This is a genomic window from Pseudomonas sp. Gutcm_11s, from assembly GCF_028649395.1.
In the GTDB taxonomy this organism is placed as follows: Bacteria; Pseudomonadota; Gammaproteobacteria; order Pseudomonadales; family Pseudomonadaceae; genus Aquipseudomonas.
In genome coordinates, this window is the sequence record NZ_JAQSUW010000014.1 from 683287 (window position 1) to 705106 (window position 21820).

20 protein-coding genes are annotated in these 21820 nt (G+C 65.9%); 10 read left to right on the forward strand and 10 right to left on the reverse strand.

Annotated features, from left to right (window positions below):
* Positions 1-36 precede the first annotated feature (36 nt).
* A complete protein-coding gene (locus PTT45_RS14075) occupies positions 37-1245 on the reverse strand; it encodes an ammonium transporter (RefSeq protein WP_273813991.1) in 1209 nt (402 codons plus the stop codon).
* Between the two features lie 351 nt (positions 1246-1596).
* On the opposite strand from PTT45_RS14075, the gene PTT45_RS14080 reads away from it, so the two are divergent.
* From PTT45_RS14080 to PTT45_RS14095, 4 genes are all read left to right on the forward strand, one after another.
* Positions 1597-1974, forward strand: a complete 378-nt coding sequence (locus tag PTT45_RS14080; protein WP_273813993.1) for a DUF883 family protein — start codon at positions 1597-1599, stop codon at positions 1972-1974.
* A gap of 12 nt (positions 1975-1986) precedes the next feature.
* Complete coding sequence (locus PTT45_RS14085; RefSeq protein WP_273813995.1) at positions 1987-2376, forward strand: phage holin family protein; 390 nt, start codon at positions 1987-1989, stop codon at positions 2374-2376.
* Positions 2373-2684, forward strand: coding sequence for a hypothetical protein (locus tag PTT45_RS14090; RefSeq protein WP_273813996.1), 312 nt, complete (start codon positions 2373-2375; stop codon positions 2682-2684). The genes PTT45_RS14085 and PTT45_RS14090 overlap by 4 nt, the downstream gene beginning before the upstream one ends.
* 87 nt (positions 2685-2771) lie before the next feature.
* Positions 2772-3938, forward strand: a complete 1167-nt coding sequence (locus PTT45_RS14095; protein ID WP_273813998.1) for an EAL domain-containing protein — start codon at positions 2772-2774, stop codon at positions 3936-3938.
* 3 nt (positions 3939-3941) lie between these two features.
* On the opposite strand, the gene PTT45_RS14100 is transcribed toward PTT45_RS14095, so the two are convergent.
* Positions 3942-5054: a GGDEF domain-containing protein gene (locus tag PTT45_RS14100; RefSeq protein ID WP_273814000.1), complete on the reverse strand. Its 1113-nt coding sequence runs from the start codon at positions 5052-5054 to the stop codon at positions 3942-3944.
* 198 nt (positions 5055-5252) lie between these two features.
* On the opposite strand from PTT45_RS14100, the gene PTT45_RS14105 reads away from it, so the two are divergent.
* Genes PTT45_RS14105 through PTT45_RS14115 form a run of 3 tightly spaced genes read left to right on the forward strand, consistent with a single transcriptional unit; the run spans position 5253 to position 10638 of the window.
* The gene (locus tag PTT45_RS14105) at positions 5253-6584 is read left to right on the forward strand and encodes a deoxyguanosinetriphosphate triphosphohydrolase (RefSeq protein WP_273814002.1); all 1332 of its coding nucleotides are present in this window, start codon (positions 5253-5255) and stop codon (positions 6582-6584) included.
* A gap of 4 nt (positions 6585-6588) precedes the next feature.
* Positions 6589-7638, forward strand: coding sequence for an FUSC family protein (locus PTT45_RS14110; RefSeq protein WP_273814003.1), 1050 nt, complete (start codon positions 6589-6591; stop codon positions 7636-7638).
* A 57-nt stretch (positions 7639-7695) separates the two neighbouring features.
* Complete coding sequence (locus PTT45_RS14115) at positions 7696-10638, forward strand: HD domain-containing phosphohydrolase (RefSeq protein ID WP_273814004.1); 2943 nt, start codon at positions 7696-7698, stop codon at positions 10636-10638.
* A 55-nt stretch (positions 10639-10693) separates the two neighbouring features.
* On the opposite strand, the gene PTT45_RS14120 is transcribed toward PTT45_RS14115, so the two are convergent.
* Positions 10694-11038: a YggL family protein gene (locus tag PTT45_RS14120; protein ID WP_273814006.1), complete on the reverse strand. Its 345-nt coding sequence runs from the start codon at positions 11036-11038 to the stop codon at positions 10694-10696.
* A gap of 175 nt (positions 11039-11213) precedes the next feature.
* On the opposite strand from PTT45_RS14120, the gene dacB reads away from it, so the two are divergent.
* Positions 11214-12647 carry a D-alanyl-D-alanine carboxypeptidase/D-alanyl-D-alanine endopeptidase gene (dacB, locus tag PTT45_RS14125; protein WP_273814008.1) on the forward strand — a complete coding sequence of 478 codons (1434 nt, stop codon included), beginning with the start codon at positions 11214-11216 and terminating at the stop codon, positions 12645-12647.
* Between the two features lie 56 nt (positions 12648-12703).
* Here dacB and rlmKL read toward each other — a convergent pair whose 3' ends face one another.
* Positions 12704-14902 (reverse strand): bifunctional 23S rRNA (guanine(2069)-N(7))-methyltransferase RlmK/23S rRNA (guanine(2445)-N(2))-methyltransferase RlmL, encoded by a 2199-nt coding sequence (gene rlmKL, locus PTT45_RS14130; RefSeq protein WP_273814009.1) that lies wholly within the window; start codon positions 14900-14902, stop codon positions 12704-12706.
* A gap of 404 nt (positions 14903-15306) precedes the next feature.
* On the opposite strand from rlmKL, the gene rmf reads away from it, so the two are divergent.
* Positions 15307-15522, forward strand: a complete 216-nt coding sequence (gene rmf / locus PTT45_RS14135) for a ribosome modulation factor (protein WP_043216230.1) — start codon at positions 15307-15309, stop codon at positions 15520-15522.
* 87 nt (positions 15523-15609) lie between these two features.
* On the opposite strand, the gene PTT45_RS14140 is transcribed toward rmf, so the two are convergent.
* Together PTT45_RS14140 and PTT45_RS14145 are read right to left on the reverse strand one after the other, a co-directional pair.
* A complete protein-coding gene (locus PTT45_RS14140) occupies positions 15610-16638 on the reverse strand; it encodes a quinone-dependent dihydroorotate dehydrogenase (RefSeq protein WP_273814011.1) in 1029 nt (342 codons plus the stop codon).
* Between the two features lie 109 nt (positions 16639-16747).
* Entirely contained in the window at positions 16748-16969 is a 222-nt protein-coding gene (locus PTT45_RS14145) for a DUF2835 domain-containing protein (RefSeq protein WP_273814262.1), read from the reverse strand.
* 138 nt (positions 16970-17107) lie between these two features.
* Between PTT45_RS14145 and PTT45_RS14150 the strand changes: the two genes are divergently transcribed.
* Positions 17108-18001 (forward strand): DUF6685 family protein, encoded by an 894-nt coding sequence (locus tag PTT45_RS14150; protein WP_273814013.1) that lies wholly within the window; start codon positions 17108-17110, stop codon positions 17999-18001.
* Positions 18002-18060: 59 nt separating this feature from the next.
* Here the strand turns inward: PTT45_RS14150 and PTT45_RS14155 are convergent, their stop codons facing one another.
* The 4 genes from PTT45_RS14155 to PTT45_RS14170 all read right to left on the reverse strand — a co-directional run bounded on the left by PTT45_RS14155 (position 18061) and on the right by PTT45_RS14170 (position 21796).
* Positions 18061-18417, reverse strand: coding sequence for a ribonuclease E inhibitor RraB (locus PTT45_RS14155; protein ID WP_273814014.1), 357 nt, complete (start codon positions 18415-18417; stop codon positions 18061-18063).
* Positions 18418-18658: 241 nt separating this feature from the next.
* Positions 18659-19420 carry an SDR family oxidoreductase gene (locus PTT45_RS14160; protein WP_273814016.1) on the reverse strand — a complete coding sequence of 254 codons (762 nt, stop codon included), beginning with the start codon at positions 19418-19420 and terminating at the stop codon, positions 18659-18661.
* On the reverse strand, positions 19417-20340 hold the full coding sequence (locus tag PTT45_RS14165) for an alpha/beta hydrolase (protein WP_273814017.1): 924 nt from the start codon (positions 20338-20340) through the stop codon (positions 19417-19419). Before PTT45_RS14165 ends, PTT45_RS14160 begins: the two co-directional genes overlap by 4 nt.
* A complete protein-coding gene (locus tag PTT45_RS14170) occupies positions 20324-21796 on the reverse strand; it encodes a flavin-containing monooxygenase (RefSeq protein WP_273814019.1) in 1473 nt (490 codons plus the stop codon). Before PTT45_RS14170 ends, PTT45_RS14165 begins: the two co-directional genes overlap by 17 nt.
* Positions 21797-21820 lie beyond the last annotated feature (24 nt).

Sequence of the window (21820 nt, forward strand, 5' to 3'; positions counted from 1 at the left end):
CCCGCCGATTGGCGGGCTTTTTCTTTCACGACTCGATCAGTCCTGGCTGTTGGCGCCGATCTTGTGGATCGCCAGGTCGGCGCCGTAGTACTCCTGCTCCTGGTTCAGGCGAATGCCGGTCACCGCCTTCAGCAGGCCGTAGACCAGGAAGCCGCCGGCCAGCGCCACCAGCACGCCCAGCGCGGTACCGATCAGCTGGCTGGCCAGGCTGACGCCGCCGAGGCCGCCCAGATAGCTCTGGCCGAAGATGCCGCAGGCGATTCCGCCCCACACGCCGCACAGGCCGTGCAGCGGCCACACGCCGAGCACGTCGTCGATCTTCCACTTCACCTGGGTCGCGGTGAACGCCCAGACGAACAGGCTGCCGGCGATGGCGCCAGTCACCAGCGCGCCGACCGGGTGCATCAGGTCGGAACCGGCGCAGATGGCGACCAGGCCGGCCAGCGGGCCGTTGTGCAGGAAGCCAGGGTCGTTACGGCCGACCAACAGCGCGGCCACGGTGCCACCGACCATGGCCATCAGCGAGTTGACCGCGACCAGGCCGCTGATGCTGCCCAGGGTCTGCGCGCTCATCACGTTGAAGCCGAACCAGCCGATGATCAGGATCCACGAACCCAGGGCCAGGAACGGGATGTTGGACGGTGCGAAAGCCACCAGGCGGCCGTCGCGGTAGCGACCGTCGCGACGACCGAGCAGGATCACCGCGCCGAAGGCCAGCCACCCGCCTACCGCGTGCACCACCACCGAGCCGGCGAAGTCATGGAAGGCGGCGCCGAAGCGCTCGGTCAGCCAGGCCTGCAGGCCGAAGTTGCCGTTCCAGATCAGGCCCTCGAAGAAGGGATAGACGAAGGCCACGATCAGCAGCGTGGCGCACAGCTGCGGACCGAACCTGGCGCGCTCGGCGATGCCGCCGGAGATGATCGCCGGGATGGCTGCGGCGAAGGTCAGCAGGAAGAAGAACTTGACCAGCGCATAGCCGTTGCCAGCGGTAAGAACCGCAGCCGGCTCGAAGAAGGTGACGCCGTAGGCCACCCAGTAGCCGACAAAGAAGTAGGCCAGGGCCGAAATGGCGAAGTCGGAGAGGATCTTCGACAGTGCGTTGACCTGGTTCTTGTGCCGCACGGTCCCGACCTCGAGGAAGGCGAAACCGGCATGCATGGCCAGCACCATGATGGCGCCGAGCAGGATGAACAGGGTGTTGGAGCCGTGAATCAGGGTTTCCACGGCACTATTCAGGTTTTCCATCGAATGGTTGTCCCGGCCTATAAAGCACCAAAAGCGATCTCAAAACCCACCACTCGCACCAACCATGAGCACAGACACAAAAAGGAAGGCCAGGAAAATGCTCTCAAATGGAGCCAGGCCCTTTCAGAAAAATCGCACTCGCGATTTTCATCCTTTAATTTCAGTGACATAGCAAAGCGAATGGCAGCCCCATCGCGAACCGAGCGAACCAACAAGGGGCGCTCGCGCGACGCCATGCACCATGCGAAGGCAAAAGCTGTGCCATTACGGGGCGCAAATTAGCCTGAACCAAGCCGAACAGGCTTCGCTCGAAACTCATGAGTTCGCAACCACGCCCATGAGGAGAGCGCCATGACCACCAAGCAACGCGCCGATCTATCCGAGGTCGCTAGCACTTCGGTCATCGACAAGGAAGCCCATCGCCGCAACCTGCGCCAGGCGCAGGACGCCCTGTCTGCCGAGTTCCAGACGCTGGTGCACGACACCGAGAGCCTGCTGCGGCAGACCTCGGAGGTGGCCGGCCATCAGGTGCAGGAACTGCGCGCGAAGATCGGCGACAACCTCACCCGCGCCCGCGGCCTGCTCAAGGAAACCGAGCAGAGCCTGGAGCAGCAGGGCCGCATCGCGGTGGAAAAAACCGAGGAATATGTGCAGCAGCACCCCTGGCAGACCATCGGCGTCGCCGCCGGCGTGGGCTTCCTGCTCGGCCTGCTGGCCAGTCGCCGCTGACGGAGGAATGCCATGCAGGAAGACCTTCAGCAGCCGGCGGCGGAAGCGCCCAAACCTTCGCTTAAGAAACTGGGCGGCGCCTTCGTCGGCTTGCTGCAGGGTCACCTGGAGCTGCTCGGTATCGAGATTCAGGAGGAGAAGTCGCGTTCATTCCGCCTCTTCGTATTCTCCGGCCTCAGCCTGATCTTCGGCTTGCTGGTGCTGCTGGCACTCTCCACCGTGGTGCTCATCGCCTGCTGGGACACCTACCGACTACCCGCCGCCATCGGCCTCTGCGTGGTCTATGCCGCAGCCCTGCTGCTGTGTGTGCGCAAGGCCATGTGCCTGGCGCGCGAGGGTGAATCGCCGTTCCGCGCCACGCTGGCGGAACTGGCCCGCGACAAGGAGCGCCTGCTGCCATGAGTGAACCATTGTCTGCCTCCGCCCGCCGCAACATGCGCAAGGAACTGGTGCGTCTGCGCCTGGAAATGCATCGACAGCAGCTGCGCTACAACGTCCAGCCGCTGACCCATCCGCTACAGCAACTGCGCCACGCAGACCCGGCAGCCGCCAAGACTCCACTGCTGGTCGCCGCCGGCGTGCTGCTGACGCTGTTCGGCGGGCGCCTGGGCGTGTTCGGCAAGCTGGCCCGAACCGCCCTGATGCTCTACCCGGTCGTTCGCGGCGTACAGGCAACGCAGCGGAGCAATATCGAACAGCACCATCGCTGAAACATCTGGCCCCATCCTTGCAAACGCGATGCAGCGCGATCGGTCTAACTGACTGGTCAGTTTTTCATCAGTGCAAGGAAACTGTTCGTGATCGACGGGCAACCTTTAGCAGTGTTCCAGCCCTTCATCGACACCGCCACCGGCCGCATCGCCGGCCTCGAAGCCCTCGGCAGGCTGCGCCACGAAGATGGCAGCCTGCATTCGGTCGGCCCGCTGTTCGTCGACCCCAAGGTCTCGCCCGCGCACCTGCGCAGGCTGGACCGGCAGATCCGCGACGACGCCCTCGCCCGCCTGCGCGACGCGCCCGCCGAATGGTTCCTCAGCATCAACATCTCACCACGCTGGATCACCTGGCTGCGTCCCAACCAGGCCTTGCCCAGCCTCAAACAGCTGGAGCGCCATGACGTCCCGCCACAGCGGGTGGTGTTCGAGATCACCGAGCTGGGCGGCGGCGGCCAGAAGCTGATGGGTGTGGTGGAGCGCTACCGCGAGGCCGGCGCGCGCATCGCCATCGATGACTTCGGCGCTGGCTACTCGCAGCTGGACCGGGTGCTGGCACTGCAGCCGGACATCCTCAAGCTCGATATGCGCCTGTTCCAGGAAGCCGCCCGCGGCGGCCCCAGCGGCGAGGTGGTACGCGCCCTGGCGCAGATGGCGGAGAAGACCGGTTGCTGGATCATCGCCGAGGGGGTGGAGACCGAGGCGGAACTGGACTTCGCCCTGGAGTGCGGCGCCCGCTATGTGCAGGGCTACCTGTTCGCCCGGCCCGAAGAACAGTTCTTCGCGGCGGATGCCTTCGTCGAGCGCTTCGCGCAGCTGCGCGAGCAGTATGTGCAGCGCAAGCTGGCCGAGCGCGCACGCCTGATGAGCCTGCGCCAGCAGCTGGCCGAATTGATGAGCCTGGTGCGTCACTGGGCCGAGCGCGGCGGCGAGCTCGACTCGCTGCTGAACCCCGGCGAATACCCCTGGCTACTGCGTATTTACCAGTGCGACCGGCATGGCACCCAGCTCACTCCGAACCTGCAGTGGGACGGGCAATGCTGGCAGGAGGACGCCCGCTACCTGGGCCATAACTGGTCGTGGCGCCCCTACTTCTACCAGTTGCTGGCCGAGGGCTGGGAAGAGCGCCGCCTGACCCTGTCGAGTACCTACCGCGACGCCACCACCAACCAGTACTGCCTGACCGCCGGCCAGTTCATCGACAATGGCCGCCGCCTGCTGCTGCTCGACATCGACGCGGCGGGCCTGACCTGAGGCTCAGATCAGTATCGGCTTGTGGAACGGCGCCAGCTCCATACGGTTGCGACCGTTCTGCTTGGCCCGGTACAGGGCCTTGTCGGCCCGCTCGATCAGCGCCGCCACCGACTCCTGCAGGTAGTACTGGGCCACACCTATCGAAGCGGTGACGCGGACCTCGCCGGGCAAGCCCGCGAAGCCGGTCTCGGCCAGGGCATCCTGAATGCGCTTGATGCAGTGCTGGGCCATCTCCAGCGAGGTCTGCGGCAGGAACAGCAGGAATTCCTCACCGCCATAGCGGGCGAAGAAGTCGGTGCTGCGCAATAGCGGCTGCACGACGTTGGCGAAGGTCTTGAGCACCTCGTCGCCCACCGGGTGCCCGTAGGTGTCGTTGATCCGTTTGAAATAGTCGAGATCGAGGATGCACACGCAGAAGCCGGCACCGCCGCGATCGGTACGATTCTTCTCGTGGTTGAGCATTTCCAGCAGATAGCGGCGGTTGTAGGCGCCAGTCAGTTCATCGTGGGTGGCCAGTTCGGTCACCTGCTGCAGCACCTCTTGCAGCTGGCCGTTGCTCGCCATCAGCCGCTTGCGCAGGTCACTGATGCTACCGCCAAGGATGGAAATGAATGGCAGGAACACCGAGAAGCTGCACCACAGCACCACCTCGACGGCCAGGTTGAAATCCTCGCCGTCGACCTTCTGGATAAAGGGCAGGGTCATGCCGTAGGCGACGATGGTGGCCAGGCTCAGCCCCAGCAGCTCGCGGGTATGCAGCTTGAAGCAGCCGAACACCATGATGATCAGCAGCACCACCAGGTAGGCACCGCGTGCCTCGCCGGCGTAGCTCTGGGTGAACAGCACCATGGCAATGGCGGCGACCATCTGCGGCAGCGTCAGGCTGGGGTCGCGAAAACGCAGGTTGAGGCCGAAGCGGAACAGCAGATAGAAAACGAGGTTGGTGACCACCGCGATGGCCGCCCAGACCAGCATCACCCAGGCCGGAGAAATGCCGTTGTAGAGCGAGACACCCTGCGGGACGCTGGCCAGGACATACATCGCCACGCTCATCATGAAGCGGCGGATGCGGAGCTGCTGCTGCGAGTCCTCGGAAAAGGCAGCTTCTGAAATCACGTGCTTATCACTCTTATTGTTATGGGTATAAGTCTTTCCGCGATGTCACGACGATATCATCTGTGATCACAGAAAACCCACCCTCTTCCTGCCACCCGTCGCCCGCCGACCGGCAGAGCGGCAAACTGCACCGCTACTTGCAGGCATGGCCGCGAACACCGAAGCTAGCAGCTCACCACCCACCGGCGAGGATAGCCCTTGGATTGGCAGACCCTGCTTACCCGCGAACGGCTCGGCAAGTCGCTCTACAGCTCCGACGAGCTGGGCCGCAGCCCGTTCCACAAGGATCACGACCGCATCATCTTCTCCGGCGCCTTCCGCCGCCTGGGGCGCAAGACCCAGGTCCATCCGGTCTCCAGTAACGATCACATCCACACGCGCCTGACCCATTCGCTGGAAGTCGGCTGCGTGGGACGCTCCCTTGGCATGCGCGTGGCCGAGATGCTGCGCGACGAACTACCCGACTGGTGCGCGCCCAGCGACCTGGGTGTGATCGTGCAGTCCGCGTGCCTGGCCCACGACATCGGCAATCCGCCCTTCGGCCACTCCGGCGAAGACGCCATCCGCCACTGGTTCCGCCAGGCCGCAGGGCGCGGCTGGCTGGACGACATGAGCGAGGCCGAACGCGGTGACTTCCTCAGCTTCGAGGGCAATGCCCAGGGCTTCCGCGTGCTCACCCAGCTGGAATACCACCAGTTCGACGGCGGCATGCGCCTGACCTACGCGACCCTCGGCACTTACCTCAAGTACCCCTGGACCGCTCGCCACGCCGAGGCGCTCGGCTACAAGAAGCACAAGTTCGGCTGCTACCAGCACGAGCTGCCGCGCCTGGAGCAGATCGCCGCCAAGCTCGGCCTGCCGCAGCTAGACGAGCAGCGCTGGGCGCGCCACCCGCTGGTGTACCTGATGGAGGCCGCGGACGACATCTGCTACGCGCTGATCGACCTGGAAGACGGCGTGGAGATGGAGCTGCTCGACTACGCCGAGGTCGAGGCGCTGCTGTTCGACCTGGTCGGTGACGACCTGCCGGAAACCTACCGCCAACTCGGCGCCAGCGATTCGCGCCGGCGCAAGCTGGCGATCCTGCGCGGCAAGGCCATCGAGCACCTGACCAACGCTGCTGCCCGCGCCTTCGTCGAGCAGCAACCAGCCCTGCTCGCCGGCACCCTGGAGGGCGATCTGGTCGAGCACATGCATGGTCCGGCCAAGCGCTGCGTGCTGCGCGCCAAGGGCATGGCCCGGGAGAAAATCTTCCAGGACAAGCGCAAGACCCTGCACGAGATCGGCGCCTACACGACCCTGGAGATCCTGCTCAACGCCTTCTGCGGCGCCGCGCTGGAGCAGCACAGCGGTCGCGAGCTGTCGTTCAAGAACCGGCGCATCCTCGACCTGCTCGCGCACTACGCGCCCGAGCCGGGCTGGCCGCTGTACCTGTCGTTCCTGCGCATGATCGACTTCATTGCCGGCATGACCGACAGCTACGCTACCGAAATGGCCCGGGAGATGACCGGGCGCTCCAGCCCGGTATGAGTCGATGAAAGCAGCCCTCAAGCAAGCCTTCGGCTGGCATGCCGGCCCGCCGGCCTGGGGGCCGGCCGTGGTCGCCGGCTTAGGTTGCGGGCTGCCGCTGCTGCTCGGCCTGTTCAGCGGCCATCCGGGGTTCCTGTGGGCCTCGGCAGGCGCCTTCCAGGCCGCCCAGGCCAACCCGCTGCATCGCTTCGGCATGCTGCGCCTGCTGTTGCTCACCCTGCTCGGGGCCTGCAGCGCCGGCCTGGGCTTCTGGTCGGCCAGCCATCCCATGCTCAGCCTCGGCCTGTTCGCCTGCTACGGCTTCCTGCTGGCCTGGCTGCAGCGCTTCGGCACAGAGGCAGGCAAGCTGGGCATCGGCCTGGCCGTGTGCCTGTGTCTCGGCCAGGGCCAGTTCGGCCTGGGCAGTTTGAAGAACGCCGACGCCGTGGCCTCGCTCTTTATCCTCGGCGGGCTGTGGGTCGCCCTGCTCGCCTTTGGCCTGCGCGGCCTGCACGGGCTGCGCATGTGGCCGTACATGCCGCGCTTCATGGCCGTCCTCAAGGTGCTCAAGCGCCACGCCAGGCGCCTGCCGGAACACCGCTGGCGCCTGCACGCGCTGGGCTGCACTCTGGGCTGTGCCAGCGCCGGCCTGATCGTCCAGCTGGCCGGGCTACAACGCGGCTACTGGCTGACCCTGGCGCTGCTTGCGACCCTGCAGCTGGAGTTTCGCGGCAGCCTGGTGCGCGCCCTGCAACTAAGCATGGCCAGCCTGGCCGCCGCCGTGCTGCTGATCTACTTCGGCCACAGCCTGCAGAACCCGCCGCTGATGGTCGCCATCATCCTGCCGCTGATCGTCTTCAGCCGTGCATTCCAGGCCCACCATTACGGCCTGTTCGTGCTGCAGGTGACGGTCAGTTTCGTGCTCCTGGCCGAGAGTCTGTCGCACGATTGGCACCTGGCTCAGGTGCGCCTGTTCAACAGCCTGATCGGCGTGGTTCTGGCGATGCTGGTGGCATTGCTGATGCATGCTCTGGAACAGTGGCTGACACGCAGGGCAGAGCGCTTGAAAAGCTAGCGAAGCGGCTATGCTTCTGTCCTTATCCTGAAGTTCTGCAGTCAAAGGAGTGAGGTCATGCAGGGCAAAGAACGGCGCTTTCCGCTGCACATGCACATCAGCATGCTGTTCACCCTGCTGCTGCTCGGCAGCGGCGTGATCCTCGGCCTGTTCAACTACTACCAGACCACCCAGGTCATCCTCTCCAGCAGCAAGCAGCTGTTCCAGCAGATGCGCGAGGAAGTGGAAGCCGACCTGCAGTACACCTACCAGCCGATTCGCCACCTGCTCGGCCTGCTCGCGCTCAACGAGCGCAACCTGGCGCACGACAGCTACCAGCGCATGAACCTGCTGCCGATGTTCGCCCAGGCGCTGAAGGACAACCCCAAGCTCGCCGCGCTCTATCTGGGCTACGAGGATGGCGACTTCTTCATGGTCCGCCCGCTGCGCGACCAGCGCCTGAAGCAGATCTTCGATGCCCCGGATAACGCCGCCTACCAGGTCTGGACCATCGACCGCAACGGCGATGCCCGGCCGGTTTCGGAGTCGCAATATTTCGACGCTGACCTGAACTGGATCAGCCGCCGGCAGAACCTCAAGGAGTCCTACGACCCGCGTACCCGCAACTGGTACAAGAGCGCGCGCGCAGGCAACCAGCTGATCACCACCGATCCCTATGCCTTCTTCTCCACCAAGGATGTCGGCACAACCTTGGCCCTGATCAGCAGCGGCGAGACGGTGCTGGCCGCCGACCTGACCCTGGCCGATCTCTCCGCCACGCTGGCCAAGCACAGGGTGACGCCCTCCTCCGAGGTGGTGCTGTACCGCCCGGACGGCGCCGCCGTGGCCTACCCGGACGCCGGCAAGCTGGTGGTCAGCAACGGTACCGTGCACCTGGCGCAGGTAGAGAGCCTCAGCCCGGCGCTGGCCGAGCTGTTCCAGAGAGACCTGGACAAGGACCGCCAGGGCGCGATGACGCTGGTCGGCAAACCCTGGCAGGTCTCCTACAGCCAGCTCGACGAAGGCGGCCCCAACGGCCTGCGCCTGGCCCTGCTGGCGCCCGAGCAAGAGCTGCTGGCCGACGCATACCGCATCCGCTGGCAGGGCGCGATCCTGACCCTGGCCATCCTGCTGCTGTGCATCCCCCTCGGCTGGCTGATGTCGCGGGTGCTGGTCAAACCGCTGAACGCCCTGGTGCTCGAGGCCGAGGCGATCCGCAGCTTCGACTTCAGCCACCCGGCCAGCGGCCGCTCGCCCGTGCTGGAAATCGACCAGCTGGCCGTAGCCATGGGCAAGATGAAGGACACCCTGTCCAGCTTCCTCGACATCACCGCCAGCCTGTCCGCCGAGACCCGTTTCGACGCCCTGCTGCGTCGCGTGCTCAAGGAGACCGTGGATCTCAGCGAAGCCAGTGCCGGCCTGCTCTTCCTGCGTGACACCGACAGCGGCGCCCTCGAGGCCCATGGCCTGTTCATCAACGACGAGCAGCACAACCTCGAAGAGCATCGAATCCCCAGCTATCCGGCAGGCTCCAGCGAGCTGCCGCACTGGCTGCGCCAGCCGGCAGAAGGTGGCAGTACCAGCGTGCTGTCGCTCGGCTTCGATCAGGCCGATGGCTACCAGAGCGTGCTGCACACACTCGACAGCCCGCGCGTACATTTGATGGCGACCGGGCTGCACAACCGCCAGGGCGACACCCTCGGCGTGCTTGTGCTGATCAACCGCGACAGCGGCAAGGAATCCGAGCTGGCCATGGTGCGTCCGCAGCGCATCGCCTATGTCCAGGCAGTGTCCGGCGTCGCCGCGCTGTGCATCGAGAGCCAGCGCCTGCTGGAGCAGCAGAAGAAGCTCCTCGATGCCTTCATCCAACTGATCGCCGGCGCCATCGACGCCAAGAGTCCCTACACCGGCGGCCACTGCCAGCGCGTACCCGAACTGGCCCTGATGCTGGCCCGTGCCGCCGCCAGCAGCGACGCCGAGCCGTTCCGCGACTACCAGCCGAGCGACGAAGAATGGGAGGCGCTGCACATCGCCTCCTGGCTGCATGACTGCGGCAAGGTCACCACCCCGGAATACGTGGTGGACAAGGCGACCAAGCTGGAAACCATCTACGACCGCATCCACGAGGTGCGCATGCGCTTCGAGTTGCTCAAGCGCGACGCCTGGGTCGTCTACTGGCAGGGCCTGGCCCAAGGGGGCGACGAGCCCACGCTGAGCGCCCTGCGCGACGAGAGCCTGGCCGCGCTGGACGATGAGTTCGCCTTCGTCGCGCGCTGCAACCTGGGTGGCGAGGCCATGGCCGATGCCGACCAGGAACGCCTGCAGGCCATCGCGGCGCGTACCTGGACCCGCACCCTGGATGATCGCCTCGGCGTGTCCTGGGAGGAGAACCAGCGCCAGGCACGCAGCCCGGCACCGCAGCTGCCGGTGCAGGAGCCATTGCTGGCGAACAAGCCCGAGCACGTGCTCGAGCGCCCGGCCAGCGAGCTCATCCCTGCCGACAACCCCTGGGGCTTCAGGCTCGAGGTTCCGGAGTTCAAGCACAACCGCGGCGAGCTGTACAACCTGGGCATCGCCCGCGGCACCCTCACCGCCGAAGAGCGCTACATCATCAACAACCACATGGTGCAGACCATCCGCATGCTCGATCACCTGCCGTTCCCCAAGCACCTGGCGAACGTCTCGGAGATCGCTGGCGGGCATCACGAGAAGATGGATGGCAGCGGCTATCCGAAGCGCCTGAAGCGCGAGGAAATGAGCCTGCCGGCGCGGATGATGGCCATCGCCGACATCTTCGAAGCGCTCACCTCGGTGGACCGTCCCTACAAGAAGGGCAAGACCCTCAGCGACTCGCTGGGGATCATGGCCGGCATGTGCCGCGGCGCCCACATCGACCCGGAGCTGTTCGGCCTGTTCATCGCGGCGGGCATTCCGCAGGCCTATGCCGAACGCTTCCTGCGTCCGGAGCAGATCGATGCGGTGGACTCGGCAGCCATCCTGGCCAAGGCCGGCCTGGCCTGAATCGCAGTCACAAAAAAGCCCGGCCTAGACCGGGCTTTTCATTTCAGCTGAAGGCTCAGGCCTTCGGGCTGACCGGATTCTCCGGGTACCACACGTCCATCAGCGGGCTGAGGGTGAACTCGCTCAGCTCCTTGCGGCCTTTCAGCCAGGCCTCCAGCGCCGCGCGCTGCTCTTCGTTGACCGAGCCGCGTTTGGCCAGGCAGACGAAGCCGTAGTCATCACCACCGACATAGCCCAGGCCGTTAGCGTCGATGCCGTCGAGCAGGAATTCGTCAACGAACTTATCGGCGCCTTCTTCGCTCAGGCCTTCATGGAAACTGAGGGTCAGCTCACAGCCCAGCTCCTGGAATTCGTCGACGCACAGTTTCTTACGCAGGCGGCGGGAACGGTTAGTGGCCATATACACTCCTAGATACTCAATAGTTACAACGGGCGGCACTCTAGCAGGTTGCCGCTTCCACTGCCCGCCCGTTCAGAAAAAAGCGCCTATGACCGGCTTCGGCATCGGGCATAATGCGCAGCCAAACCCCATCTGCACCTTCTTTTCGCCCTTTTTTCTGCCTGGGCCAGTGCCAATGATCAGAACGCTCCGCAATCTCGTCGTCGCTTCACTGCTTCTCCCCATCGCCCTTCCCCTCTCTGCCGCCCAGGCCAGCAGCGTGCTGCCGAGCAAGGTGCAGCAGTCGCTCAAGGCCAACAAGATCTCCGCCAACAGCCTGTCCGTCGTGGCCCTGCCACTGGACGGCGCTGGCAACGGCATCATCTACAACGCCGATGTGTCGGTGAACCCGGCCTCGACCATGAAGCTGGTCACCACCTATGCCGCCCTCGAGCTGCTCGGCCCCACGCACCAGTGGCGTACCGAGTTCTATGGCGACGGCCCGCTGAAGAACGGGGTGCTCAACGGCAACCTGTACCTCAAGGGTGGCGGCGACCCCAAGCTGAACATGGAAAAGCTCTGGCTGATGATGCGCGACCTGCGCGCCAACGGCGTGCAGCAGATCACCGGCGACCTAGTGCTGGACCGCAGCCACTTCCATCACCCCAGCCTGCCGACCTTCAACGACGACGGCGGCGACCCGAACAAACCGTTCCTGGTCACCCCCGACTCGCTGCTGGTCAACCTCAAGGCCGTGCGCATGATCGCCCGCACCTCCGGCGGCAAGGTCAGCGTGATGATGGAGCCGCCGCTGACCAACGTGCGCATCGACAACCAGGTCAAGGCCCTCGGCGGCGCCAAATGCCCGGCCTGGCCGGACGTGCGCTACAACCCGGTGACCCAGTTCGACGGCACCACCCTGGTGGTCACCGGCAAGCTCGCCGAAGGCTGCAGCGCGCAGACCTACCTGGCCCTGCTCGACCACCCCGGCTACGCCGCCGGCGCCGTACGCGCCATCTGGCAGGAGCTGGGCGGCAGCATCCACGGCAAGGACCGCGTCGGTGACGTACCGAAGAGCGCCCAGCTGCTGGCGCGCACCTTCTCGCCGGACCTCTCCGAGGTGATCCGCGACATCAACAAGTACAGCAACAACACCATGGCCCAGCAGCTGTTCCTCAGCATCGGCCAGACCTTCCGCGACCGTGCCGACCCGGACGACGCCAAGGCCGCCCAGCGGGTGATCCGCAGCTGGCTGGCAAAGAAAGGCATCACCGCGCCACACCTGGTGATCGAGAACGGCTCGGGCCTGTCACGCGCAGAAAGGGTCAGTGCCCGTGAGATGGCCGGCATGCTGCAGGCCGCCTGGCACAGCCCCTATGCGCCGGAATTCATCGCCTCGCTGCCGCTGGTGGGCATGGACGGCACCATGCGCAAGCGCCTGAAGAACACCGCGATGCAGGGCCAGGCCCACATCAAGACCGGCACCCTGAACAACGTGCGCGCCATCGCCGGCTTCACTCGCACGGCCAAGGGGCAGAACTGGGTGGTGGTGGCGATCCTCAACGACCCGCGTCCCTGGGGCGCCTCGGCGATCCTCGACCAGGTGCTGCTGGACATCTACCGGCGCTGATATCGCCGCAACGAAAAAAGCCCGCCATTCGGCGGGCTTTTTCATGGACGCAGCTCTCACACCTTGGCGGTCAGACGCCAGGCACGGTGGATCTTCGCGTTGCGCGCGAAGTCCTGGTCGACGGTCTGCGTGCTGATCTCTTCTACCGCGTAGCGCTCGGCCAGGCTCGGGTCGAGCTGGAACTTGCGGAAGTTGTTGGAGAAGTACAGCACGCCGCCCTGGCCCAGGCGCGACATGGCCAGGTCGATCAGCCGCACGTGGTCGCGCTGCACATCGAACACGCCTTCCATACGCTTGGAGTTGGAGAAGGTCGGCGGGTCGATGAAGACCAGGTCGTATTCGCCACGATCGGCCTCCAGCCAGGCCATCACATCGCCCTGCTCCAGGCGGTTCTTGTCGGAGAAGCCGTTGAGCGACAGGTTGCGCCGCGCCCAGTCCAGGTAGGTCTTCGACAGGTCGACGCTGGTGGTGCTGCGCGCACCGCCCTTGGCCGCGTGCACGGTGGCCGTGGCGGTGTAGCAGAACAGGTTGAGGAAGCGCTTGCCGGCCGCCTCCTTCTGGATACGCAGGCGCAGCGGGCGGTGGTCGAGGAACAGGCCGGTGTCCAGGTAGTCGGTGAGGTTGACCAGCAGGCGCACGCCGCCCTCGTCAACTTCCATGAACTGGCCCTGCGTGGCCTGGCGCTCGTACTGCTTGGTGCCGGCCTGACGCTCACGGCGCTTGATCACCACCTTGTCCGGGGCGATACCCAGCGCCACCGGAATGGCGGCCAGAGCATCGAGCAGACGAGCCTGGGCCTTGTCCGGATCGATGGAGCGCGGCGGTGCGTACTCCTGCACATGCACCCAGTCGCGGTACAGGTCGATGGCCAGGGCGTATTCCGGCATGTCGGCGTCGTACAGGCGATAGCACTCGACGCCGGCCTTCTTCGCCCACTTGCCCAGGCTCTTGAGGTTCTTCTGCAGGCGGTTGGCAAACATCTGTCCGCCTTCGGACAGGCGTGCCGCCTGCTGTGCCGAGGCGACCACCGGCTCATCGGCAGCATCTTCGTTGGCGCGGCTGGAGCGCCGCTCGCCGGTGACGAACTGCTCGGGCAGCACCTTGAACAGCAGCAGCTTGCACGGCAGCGCGCCGTTCCAGAAGGAGTACTGCTTGTGGCTGCGCAGGCCCATGCGCTTGCCCAGTTCCGGCGCGCCGGTGAACACCGCCGCCTCCCAGTTCAGGCAGCTCTGGCGCAGGCGCTCGCCGAGGTTCTGGTAGAGATACAGCAGGCTCGCCTCGTCGCCCAGGCGCTCGCCATAGGGCGGGTTGCTGACGATCAGGCCGGTCTGGTTCTTGTCCGGGCGCGGCTCGAAGGTGGCCAGCTCGCCCTGGTACAGCTTGACCCACTCGCCGAGACCGGCGCGGTCGATGTTGTTGCGCGCCGGCTGGATCAGTCGCGGATCGGCCTCGTAGCCGCGAATCCACAGCGGTGGCTTGGCCAGACCAGTGGCGGCGCGCGCCTCGGCCTCGGCATGCAGCTTCTTCCAGATCGCCGGCACATGGCCCAGCCAGTTGCTGAAGCCCCAGCGCTCGCGACGCAGGTTCGGCGCCATGTCGGTGGCGATCATCGCCGCCTCGACCAGGAAGGTACCGACACCACACATAGGGTCGGCGAGAGCACCACCCTCGGCGGCAATGCGCGGCCAGCCGCTGCGGATCAGGATGGCCGCGGCCAGGTTTTCCTTGAGCGGTGCGGCGCCCTGCTGCAGGCGATAGCCACGCTGGTGCAGGCTGTGTCCGGAGAGGTCGAGCGAGAGCACCGCCTCGCCCTTGTCCAGACGCAGGTGCACACGCATGTCAGGGTCGACCTTGTCGATCGACGGTCGGGTGCCGGCCGGCGTGCGCAGCTTGTCGACGATGGCGTCCTTGACCTTCAGCGCACCGAAGTGGGTGTTGTCGATGCCGGCGCCATGGCCGCTGAACTCCACCGCCAGGGTGCCGTCCGGCTCCAGATGCTCGGCCCAGTCCACCGCCAGGACGCCCTGGTACAGCTCCTCGGCGTTCTGCACCGGGAAACGGCGCAGCACCAGAAGCACACGGTTGGCCAGGCGCGACCACAGGCACAGGCGATAACCCACCTCGATGGGCGCGAAGCCACGCACGGCGGCGGTCTGCTCGCGGGCCTCCTCCAGCCCCAGGCCGCTGGCTTCTTCGAGTAGCAGGCCTTCCAGGCTTTTCGGGCAGGTCAGGATCAGTTCATAGCGGTCAGACATGGGGCATCCAGTAATCGGGGTGGCCACTCGGCCACCTTAGTGTGACGGAAGGTCGCAGCGCGACCCTTCGTCGGAATAAACAACGCTCGCAGGCGAGAGCGGTTCGCAATGGCAAAGCGCCTTCCTCCCCTGCCCAGCCTCCCCAATGACGCGGGCCCGGACAATCGAGCGGCGAAAAAAGGGTTGAACCTTATGGCTCCTTCCCCCCTCACGTTACGTCCTTATGACAAAACGATCATTCACAGGGTGGAACGCATTCGATAGAAATCAACTCAGGCCGGCACCGCAACGGTGTTGGCAGATAGCCCGCCACGCCGGCAGCGGGCTCACTGGCAGAAGCTTTTCTGCCTGGTCCCAACAAGGGGCCAACGGGACATAACAGTCAACAGTGAGGGCAACACCCGATGAGAAGACTTAAGCGTGATCCGTTGGAACGAGCATTCTTGCGCGGCTATCAGCACGGCATTCATGGTAAATCCCGCGATATGTGTCCTTTCACCCACCCTACCACCCGTCAAGCCTGGATCAACGGCTGGCGCGAGGGCCGCGGTGACAACTGGGACGGACTGACCGGCACCGCCGGCATCCATAGACTCAACGAACTCCACGCCGTCGGCTGAATCAGGATCACCCCGACTTCACCAGACCGTCCCATCCGGGCGGTGGGCGAGAGCCCGAGGGCCCCTCCGGGGCCCTTTTTTATTGCCTCAGTTCTTCTTCGGCAATGCGGCGATGGCGTCCACTGCCTCGCGAATCAGCGCCGGTCCCTTGTAGATGAACCCGGAATAGATCTGCACCAGACTCGCGCCGGCCGCGATCTTCTCGGCCGCGTGCGCGCCCTCGGTGATACCGCCCACGGCGATGATCGGCAGACGGCCCTTGAGCTCGCCGGCCAGCACGCGCACGGTGTGGGTACTCTTGTCGCGCACCGGCGCACCGGACAGGCCACCGGCCTCGTTACCGAACGGCAGGTTCTCCACGCCCTCGCGGCCGAGGGTGGTGTTGGTCGCGATCACCGCGTCCATGCCGGTCTCGACCAGCGCCTGGGCCACCTGCACGGTCTCCTCGTCGCTCATGTCCGGGGCGATCTTGATCGCCAGCGGCACGCGCTTGCCGTGCTGTGCGGCCAGGTCTTCCTGGCGCTGGCGCAGCGCTTCGAGCAGCTGCTTGAGCTGGTCGCCGAACTGCAGGCTGCGCAGGCCGGGGGTGTTCGGCGAGCTGACGTTGACGGTGACGTAGCTGGCGTGGGCATAGACCTTGTCCAGGCCGATCAGGTAGTCATCCACCGCACGCTCGACCGGGGTGTCGAAGTTCTTGCCGATGTTGATGCCCAGCACGCCCTTGTACTTGGCCGCGGCGACCCGGGCCAGCAGGTGATCGACGCCATGGTTGTTGAAGCCCATGCGATTGATGATCGCGGTGGCTTCCGGCAGGCGGAACAGCCGCGGCTTCGGATTGCCCGGCTGCGGACGCGGGGTCACGGTGCCGATCTCGACGAAGCCGAAACCGAGCTGGGCGAAGCCATCGATGGCGTCGCCATTCTTGTCCAGGCCGGCAGCCAGGCCGACCGGGTTGGGGAATTCCAGGCCCATCACCTGCACCGGCAATTGGCTCGGCGCCTTGCACAGCAGGCCATTGAGGCCCATGCGACCGCCAGCACCGATCAGGTCGATGGACAGCTCGTGGGAGGTTTCGGGGGCAAGACGGAACAGCAGCGCGCGGGCCAGGTCGTACATGGGCGGATCGGCTCGGATAAGGGTGGCAGTGGGAAGCAGGGCGCGATTATAGCCGCCGCCACTAGCCTCAGGCGAGGCAAGGGAGTAATAAGGAGCTCCGTTTAAGCACTTATTGCAGCTGACGCAGGTCGAGCAGCTCTCCGGCCGTGCTGAATTCGAGCTCGAACACGCCATTGATGCCGTCGTGGCGCAGGAATGGACGCAGATGATGGGCCGGCAGACTGACCTTGCGGCCGTCGCGGCTGAACAGCAGAACCCGGTTGGCGCGCCCCTGGTATACGGCCAGGAAGCGTTCCGCAGGCAAAGCGATATCCAGCACCAGGCTGGGCATGGAGGCACCCTCGACAATGAATGGCACCATTCTGCCACAGGCGCAGGCCCTCTCCGCCGCGGACCCGTATCGCAATGATGCAGCGCAGCCATCGCTCTGCCACACTGAGACGGTAGTACCGGGAGCATCCTGCGGGTCATGAGTTTGTCCGAATCCCCTACCAGCATCGCGTCGCGCCTTTCGGCCCTGGCTCAGCGCCTGGGCCTGAGTGGCCGTGTGCCGCGCCTGGTGTTCGAACGAGCTCGTGCGCTGCGCCTGCCATTCATGGGACTGCCGATACCTGCGCCGAGCGTCTGGTGGCAAGCCGGCCCGCCCCTGCAACGCCTGGTCGACCTGCCACGCGACGCCCTCTCCGGCCCCGTGCAGGAAGACAAGGCCGCCGCCCGCGCCGTGTTGATGCAGGTGGTCGAGCGCGAAGTGCAGCACCTCGATGATTTCGACCTGCGCCAGATCGACGGCCTGTGCAGCGCCCCGCCGCGCCTCGATGACACCCTGGCCAGCTTCGAAGAGCTGGCCGGCAGCGCGCTGGGCCGCTGCGCACGCATCATCAGCTACAAGGATTTCCTCAAGACCATCAGCAATGCCATGCCGCGCTTCCTCGCCGCCGAGGCGGTGGAGCTGCGCCAGGCAAGCTGGTATGGCGAGCGCATGTTCTGGGGCGGCGAACAGCATGGCGAGGAGTTCGCCTGCGCCATCGCCTACGCCCGCCTGCGTGGCCTGGAAGTAACCCTGCCGGCCGAGCTGGTTCGCTATCGCCTGAGCGCCAGCGGCCTGGCCGAACTGCGCCGGCTTTACCACATGACGGCCATGCCGGTGCAGGCCTGGAGCGAACCGGCCTTCATGAGCCTGCTGCTCGACCACGGCCTGCCCTATGCGCGCCTGTCGCTGCTGCGCTATCCGAACGCCCCGGAGTTTCTCCTGCTGCCCAAGGACTCGCCCGAAGCCAACGCCCTCGGCGAGGGCCTGCGCCAGGCCGGCGCGCCAGACGTGATCGGCTACCTCGAGGCGCTACAAAAGCGCACCGCGGCCTGATTCACATAGGGGTTTGATCGGGAGCCGGCCAACCACGCGGTTGGCCGGTATCACAGCGCTCAGAGCCGACTGGCGAGATGAGCGTCGAGACGGACTTCCTGGGTCACGCCCCAGCCGTCCATTACACCGCCCAGCGGCACTACCAGCGCCTCCAGGTCCTGCTCGAAATCGCCGATGCCGGCGTGGGTGGCGTACATCACCTTGCTCACCTGCAGGTGCCAGGCACCGTCCTCGCGGACGCTGACCTGAGCGTTCAGTGATTCGCCGCGAAACTGTCTTGCCGCCTCTCTGGCCCGATCCTCATTCGGGAAGATGGCGTAGAACTCGATGGGATGGACGCGGGCGAAGTCGAAACCACCCTCTTTCATGCGGCGCAGAACATTGTTGCTGACATCATCTTGGAAGGCTGTGCTCATAAACGACCTCCTCTCAGGCGATGGATCGACCGCAGCCACCGAAGGCTCGGCGGCCATGCGGCACCGCACGGTGCCGCCCGAGAACCAGGCAGGACCTGCCTGATCTGTCATGCGCAGGCTGAAGCCCGCAGGCGGCTGGCCACAGGAACGCTGGCCGGCACCGCCGTCTGTTCAGGGTAGCGTCTGCTCAGTCACCCTGCTGCAACACTGACCGCTGGCCGCGCCCTCGGCGACGGGCGGCTCAGTCGCGGCTGAGCCAGCCCATCAGCAGCCGGCTGATCGATGGAGGCGACATTTGCCCTGCGGCATACATAAGGCGGAACAGCCAGTGGATCGGTCGGTGCACCCTGGGCCGCTCGACCTGCCGCCATAGCGCCGCGGCAATATCATCCGCGCCCAGGTTGACGCCCATACGGCGCAATGCCGGTGGCGTGAAGGACTGGCTGTCGACCATGGGTGTGGCGACGAACGGGGGCATCAGGTCGCCGACATGAATGCCGTGGCGCCGCCACTCCAGCTCCAGCGCCTCGGTCATACCGCGCACGGCGAACTTGGAGGCCGAGTAGCTGACCATGTGCGGCGTGCCGTACAGGCCGGAGGCCGAGCCCATGTTGATCACCTGCGCACCCGGCGATCCCTTGAGATAGGGAAAGGCTGCATGGGTCACCTGCAACAGGCCGAGCACGTTGATCTGCAGGATGCGCGCATGCTCCTCCAGACTGATCTCCTCGAACAGGCCGAAGCGCAGAACCCCGGCCGAGTTGAATAGCACGCGCAGGCGCCCGCCATGCTGGCCGCAGAAGTCCTGCAACGCCTCGCGCACCGCGCCGGCGTCGGTGACGTCCAGTTCGGCATGCCACACGCCGCCCAGCTCGGCAGACAATGCGGACAAGGCACGGTGATCGATATCCAGCAGACCCACGGTCCAGCCACGAGCATGAAACAGCCGCGCACTGGCGGCGCCGATGCCGGAAGCGGCACCGGTGATCAGGATGGTGTTCATCGACAGCCCTTCTCCTGCAGAAACTCGACGACACGCTGCATGGCCAGCCTGGCCACCTGCAACAAGGCGCAATTGATCTGGAACACATGCCACTGCCCGGGATAGACCTCCAGGCGCAGGTCCAGCCCGGCGCTGTCACGCAGGCGCAGGCTCTGGCTCAGCAGGTGTTCGTCCTCGCCGACCTGCACCAGCAGCGGCGGCAGGCCGGACAGGTCGGTATTCAGCGGCGACAGCAGCGGCGCACCGCGATCCACGCCCGACGGGCAATAGGCAGCGACGCCCTGCTCCAGCCAGGCGCCGCTGAGCAGCGGGTCGCCGGCCGGTGGTTCGTGCCAGGTGGCGCCGCTCAGATCGGTGACCGGCGAGAAGCAGACCAGCGCCGCCGGCAGCGGCAGCCCGGCGTCACGCAGGCGCAGCGCCGTGCTCAGGGTCAACTGGCCGCCGGCCGAATCGCCGGCGATGACGATGCGCTCGGCCGGTTGGCCCTGCTCCAGCAGTGCGCGGTAGGCGGCCAAGGCATCGTCGGCAGCTGCCGGCCAGGGATGCTCGGGCGCCAGGCGGTAATCCAGGGCGCAGATCCGTGCACCGCTGTGCGCGGCCAGGCAGGTGGTGATCGCACGATGGGTCTGCGGCGAACCGACCATGAAGGCGCCGCCATGCAGATAGAGCAACACCCAACCGTTGTCCCGCGAAGAGCACAACCATTCACAGGGCACGCCGCCGAGCTGCCCAGTCTCGATGCTCACCCCTCTCGCCCGTGGCGCGCTCAGGGTGGCCAGGCGCAGCACCCGGCGCTGCACGCTCGGCGGCAGCCACGGATGCATGCCGGTGCGGAACACCAGGCGCGTGCTGGCGCGCAGCATGGCGGTGAGCAGACGCTGGCCGGTGCTCGCTGCAGGTAGCTCAACGGACCAGTTCATAGTCGCTCCACTGCGGCCGGCGGGTGTGGTTGCGGTAGCTGAAGGTGAAGCCGGCCCAGTTGTTGGTGTGCTTGCCGGCGGCGTTCTTGTACCAGCTGCTGCAGCCCTGCTCCCATACCGACTGACCGATGTCGTGCTGCACCTGGCGGTTCCAGGCGTCCTGCACGTGGCGGCGCACGTCCAGGTAGCGCACGCCCTCGTCCAGCTTGGCCAGGCAGTCGAGCACGTAGGGGAACTGGCTCTCGAGCATGTAGATGATCGAGTTGTGGCCCAGGTTGGTGTTCGGCCCGTAGAGGACGAACAGGTTGGGGAAGCCACTGATGCTGATGCCCTTGTAGGCCTCGGCACCGTCACGCCAGGCCTGGTTGAGGTCCAGGCCGCCGAGGCCGCGGATGCGCATCGGCGCGAGGAAGTCGCTGGCGGCGAAGCCGGTGCCATAGATAAGAACGTCCAGCTCGCGCTCCACGCCATCGGCGGTGACGATGCCACGCTCGGTCACCTCGCGGATTGCCTCGTTCACCACCTCGACCTGCGGCTGGCGCAGCGCCGGGTAATAGTCGTTGCTGATCAGGATGCGCTTGCAGCCCAACGGGTAGTCCGGGGTCAGCTGCGCCCGCAGCCCGGCCTCTGGCACCTCGCGGGTCAGGTGGCGCAGCACCAGTATGCGCTGCAGCTTCATCACCCAGGGCCAGAGGAAGAACGCCACGCCGCGCACCTCGTGGAAGCAGTACTGCCAGGCGCGGTCGATCTTCTGCGTCCATGGCCAGCGCTTCATCAGCGCCAGCTCGAAGCGGCTGTACGGGCGATCAGGCTTGGCCATGACATAGGCCGGGGTGCGCTGGAACAGGTGCAGGCGAGCGACCTTGGGCACGATCTGCGGCACAAACTGAATGGCGCTGGCACCGGTGCCGATCACCGCCACGCGCTTGCCGGCGAGATCGACATCATGGCGCCAGCGCGCCGAATGGAAGCTCTCGCCAGCGAAGCGCTCCAGCCCCGGCAGCTTGGGATACAGCAGCCGGTTGAGCTGGCCACAGGCGCTGACCAGGGCCCGCGCGCTGAACTCGGCGCCATCGGTGGTGGTGACCCGCCACAGGGCAGCCGCCTCGTCGAACCTGGCCTCGGCCACCTCGCTGTTGCAGCGGATACGTGGCGCCAGCTGGTGGTTGTCGATGCACTGGCGCACGTAGGCGAAGATTTCCGGCTGTGGCGCGTAGCGCCGGCTCCAGTCGAGCTTGGGCTCGAAGGAGAAGGAATACAGGTGCGAGGGCACGTCGCAGGCTGCGCCGGGGTAATGGTTGTCCCGCCAGGTGCCGCCGGGCTCGGCGCCCTGCTCGAGGATCAGGAAATCGTCATGGCCCTGCCTGCGCAGCAGCATGGCCAGGCCGAGGCCGGCGAAGCCGGCACCGATGATCAGCGCGCGCAGGGGCGCCTGCTCGGGAGTGTTGTTGTTCATTGTTATCTCCGTGAGCCGCCAGTA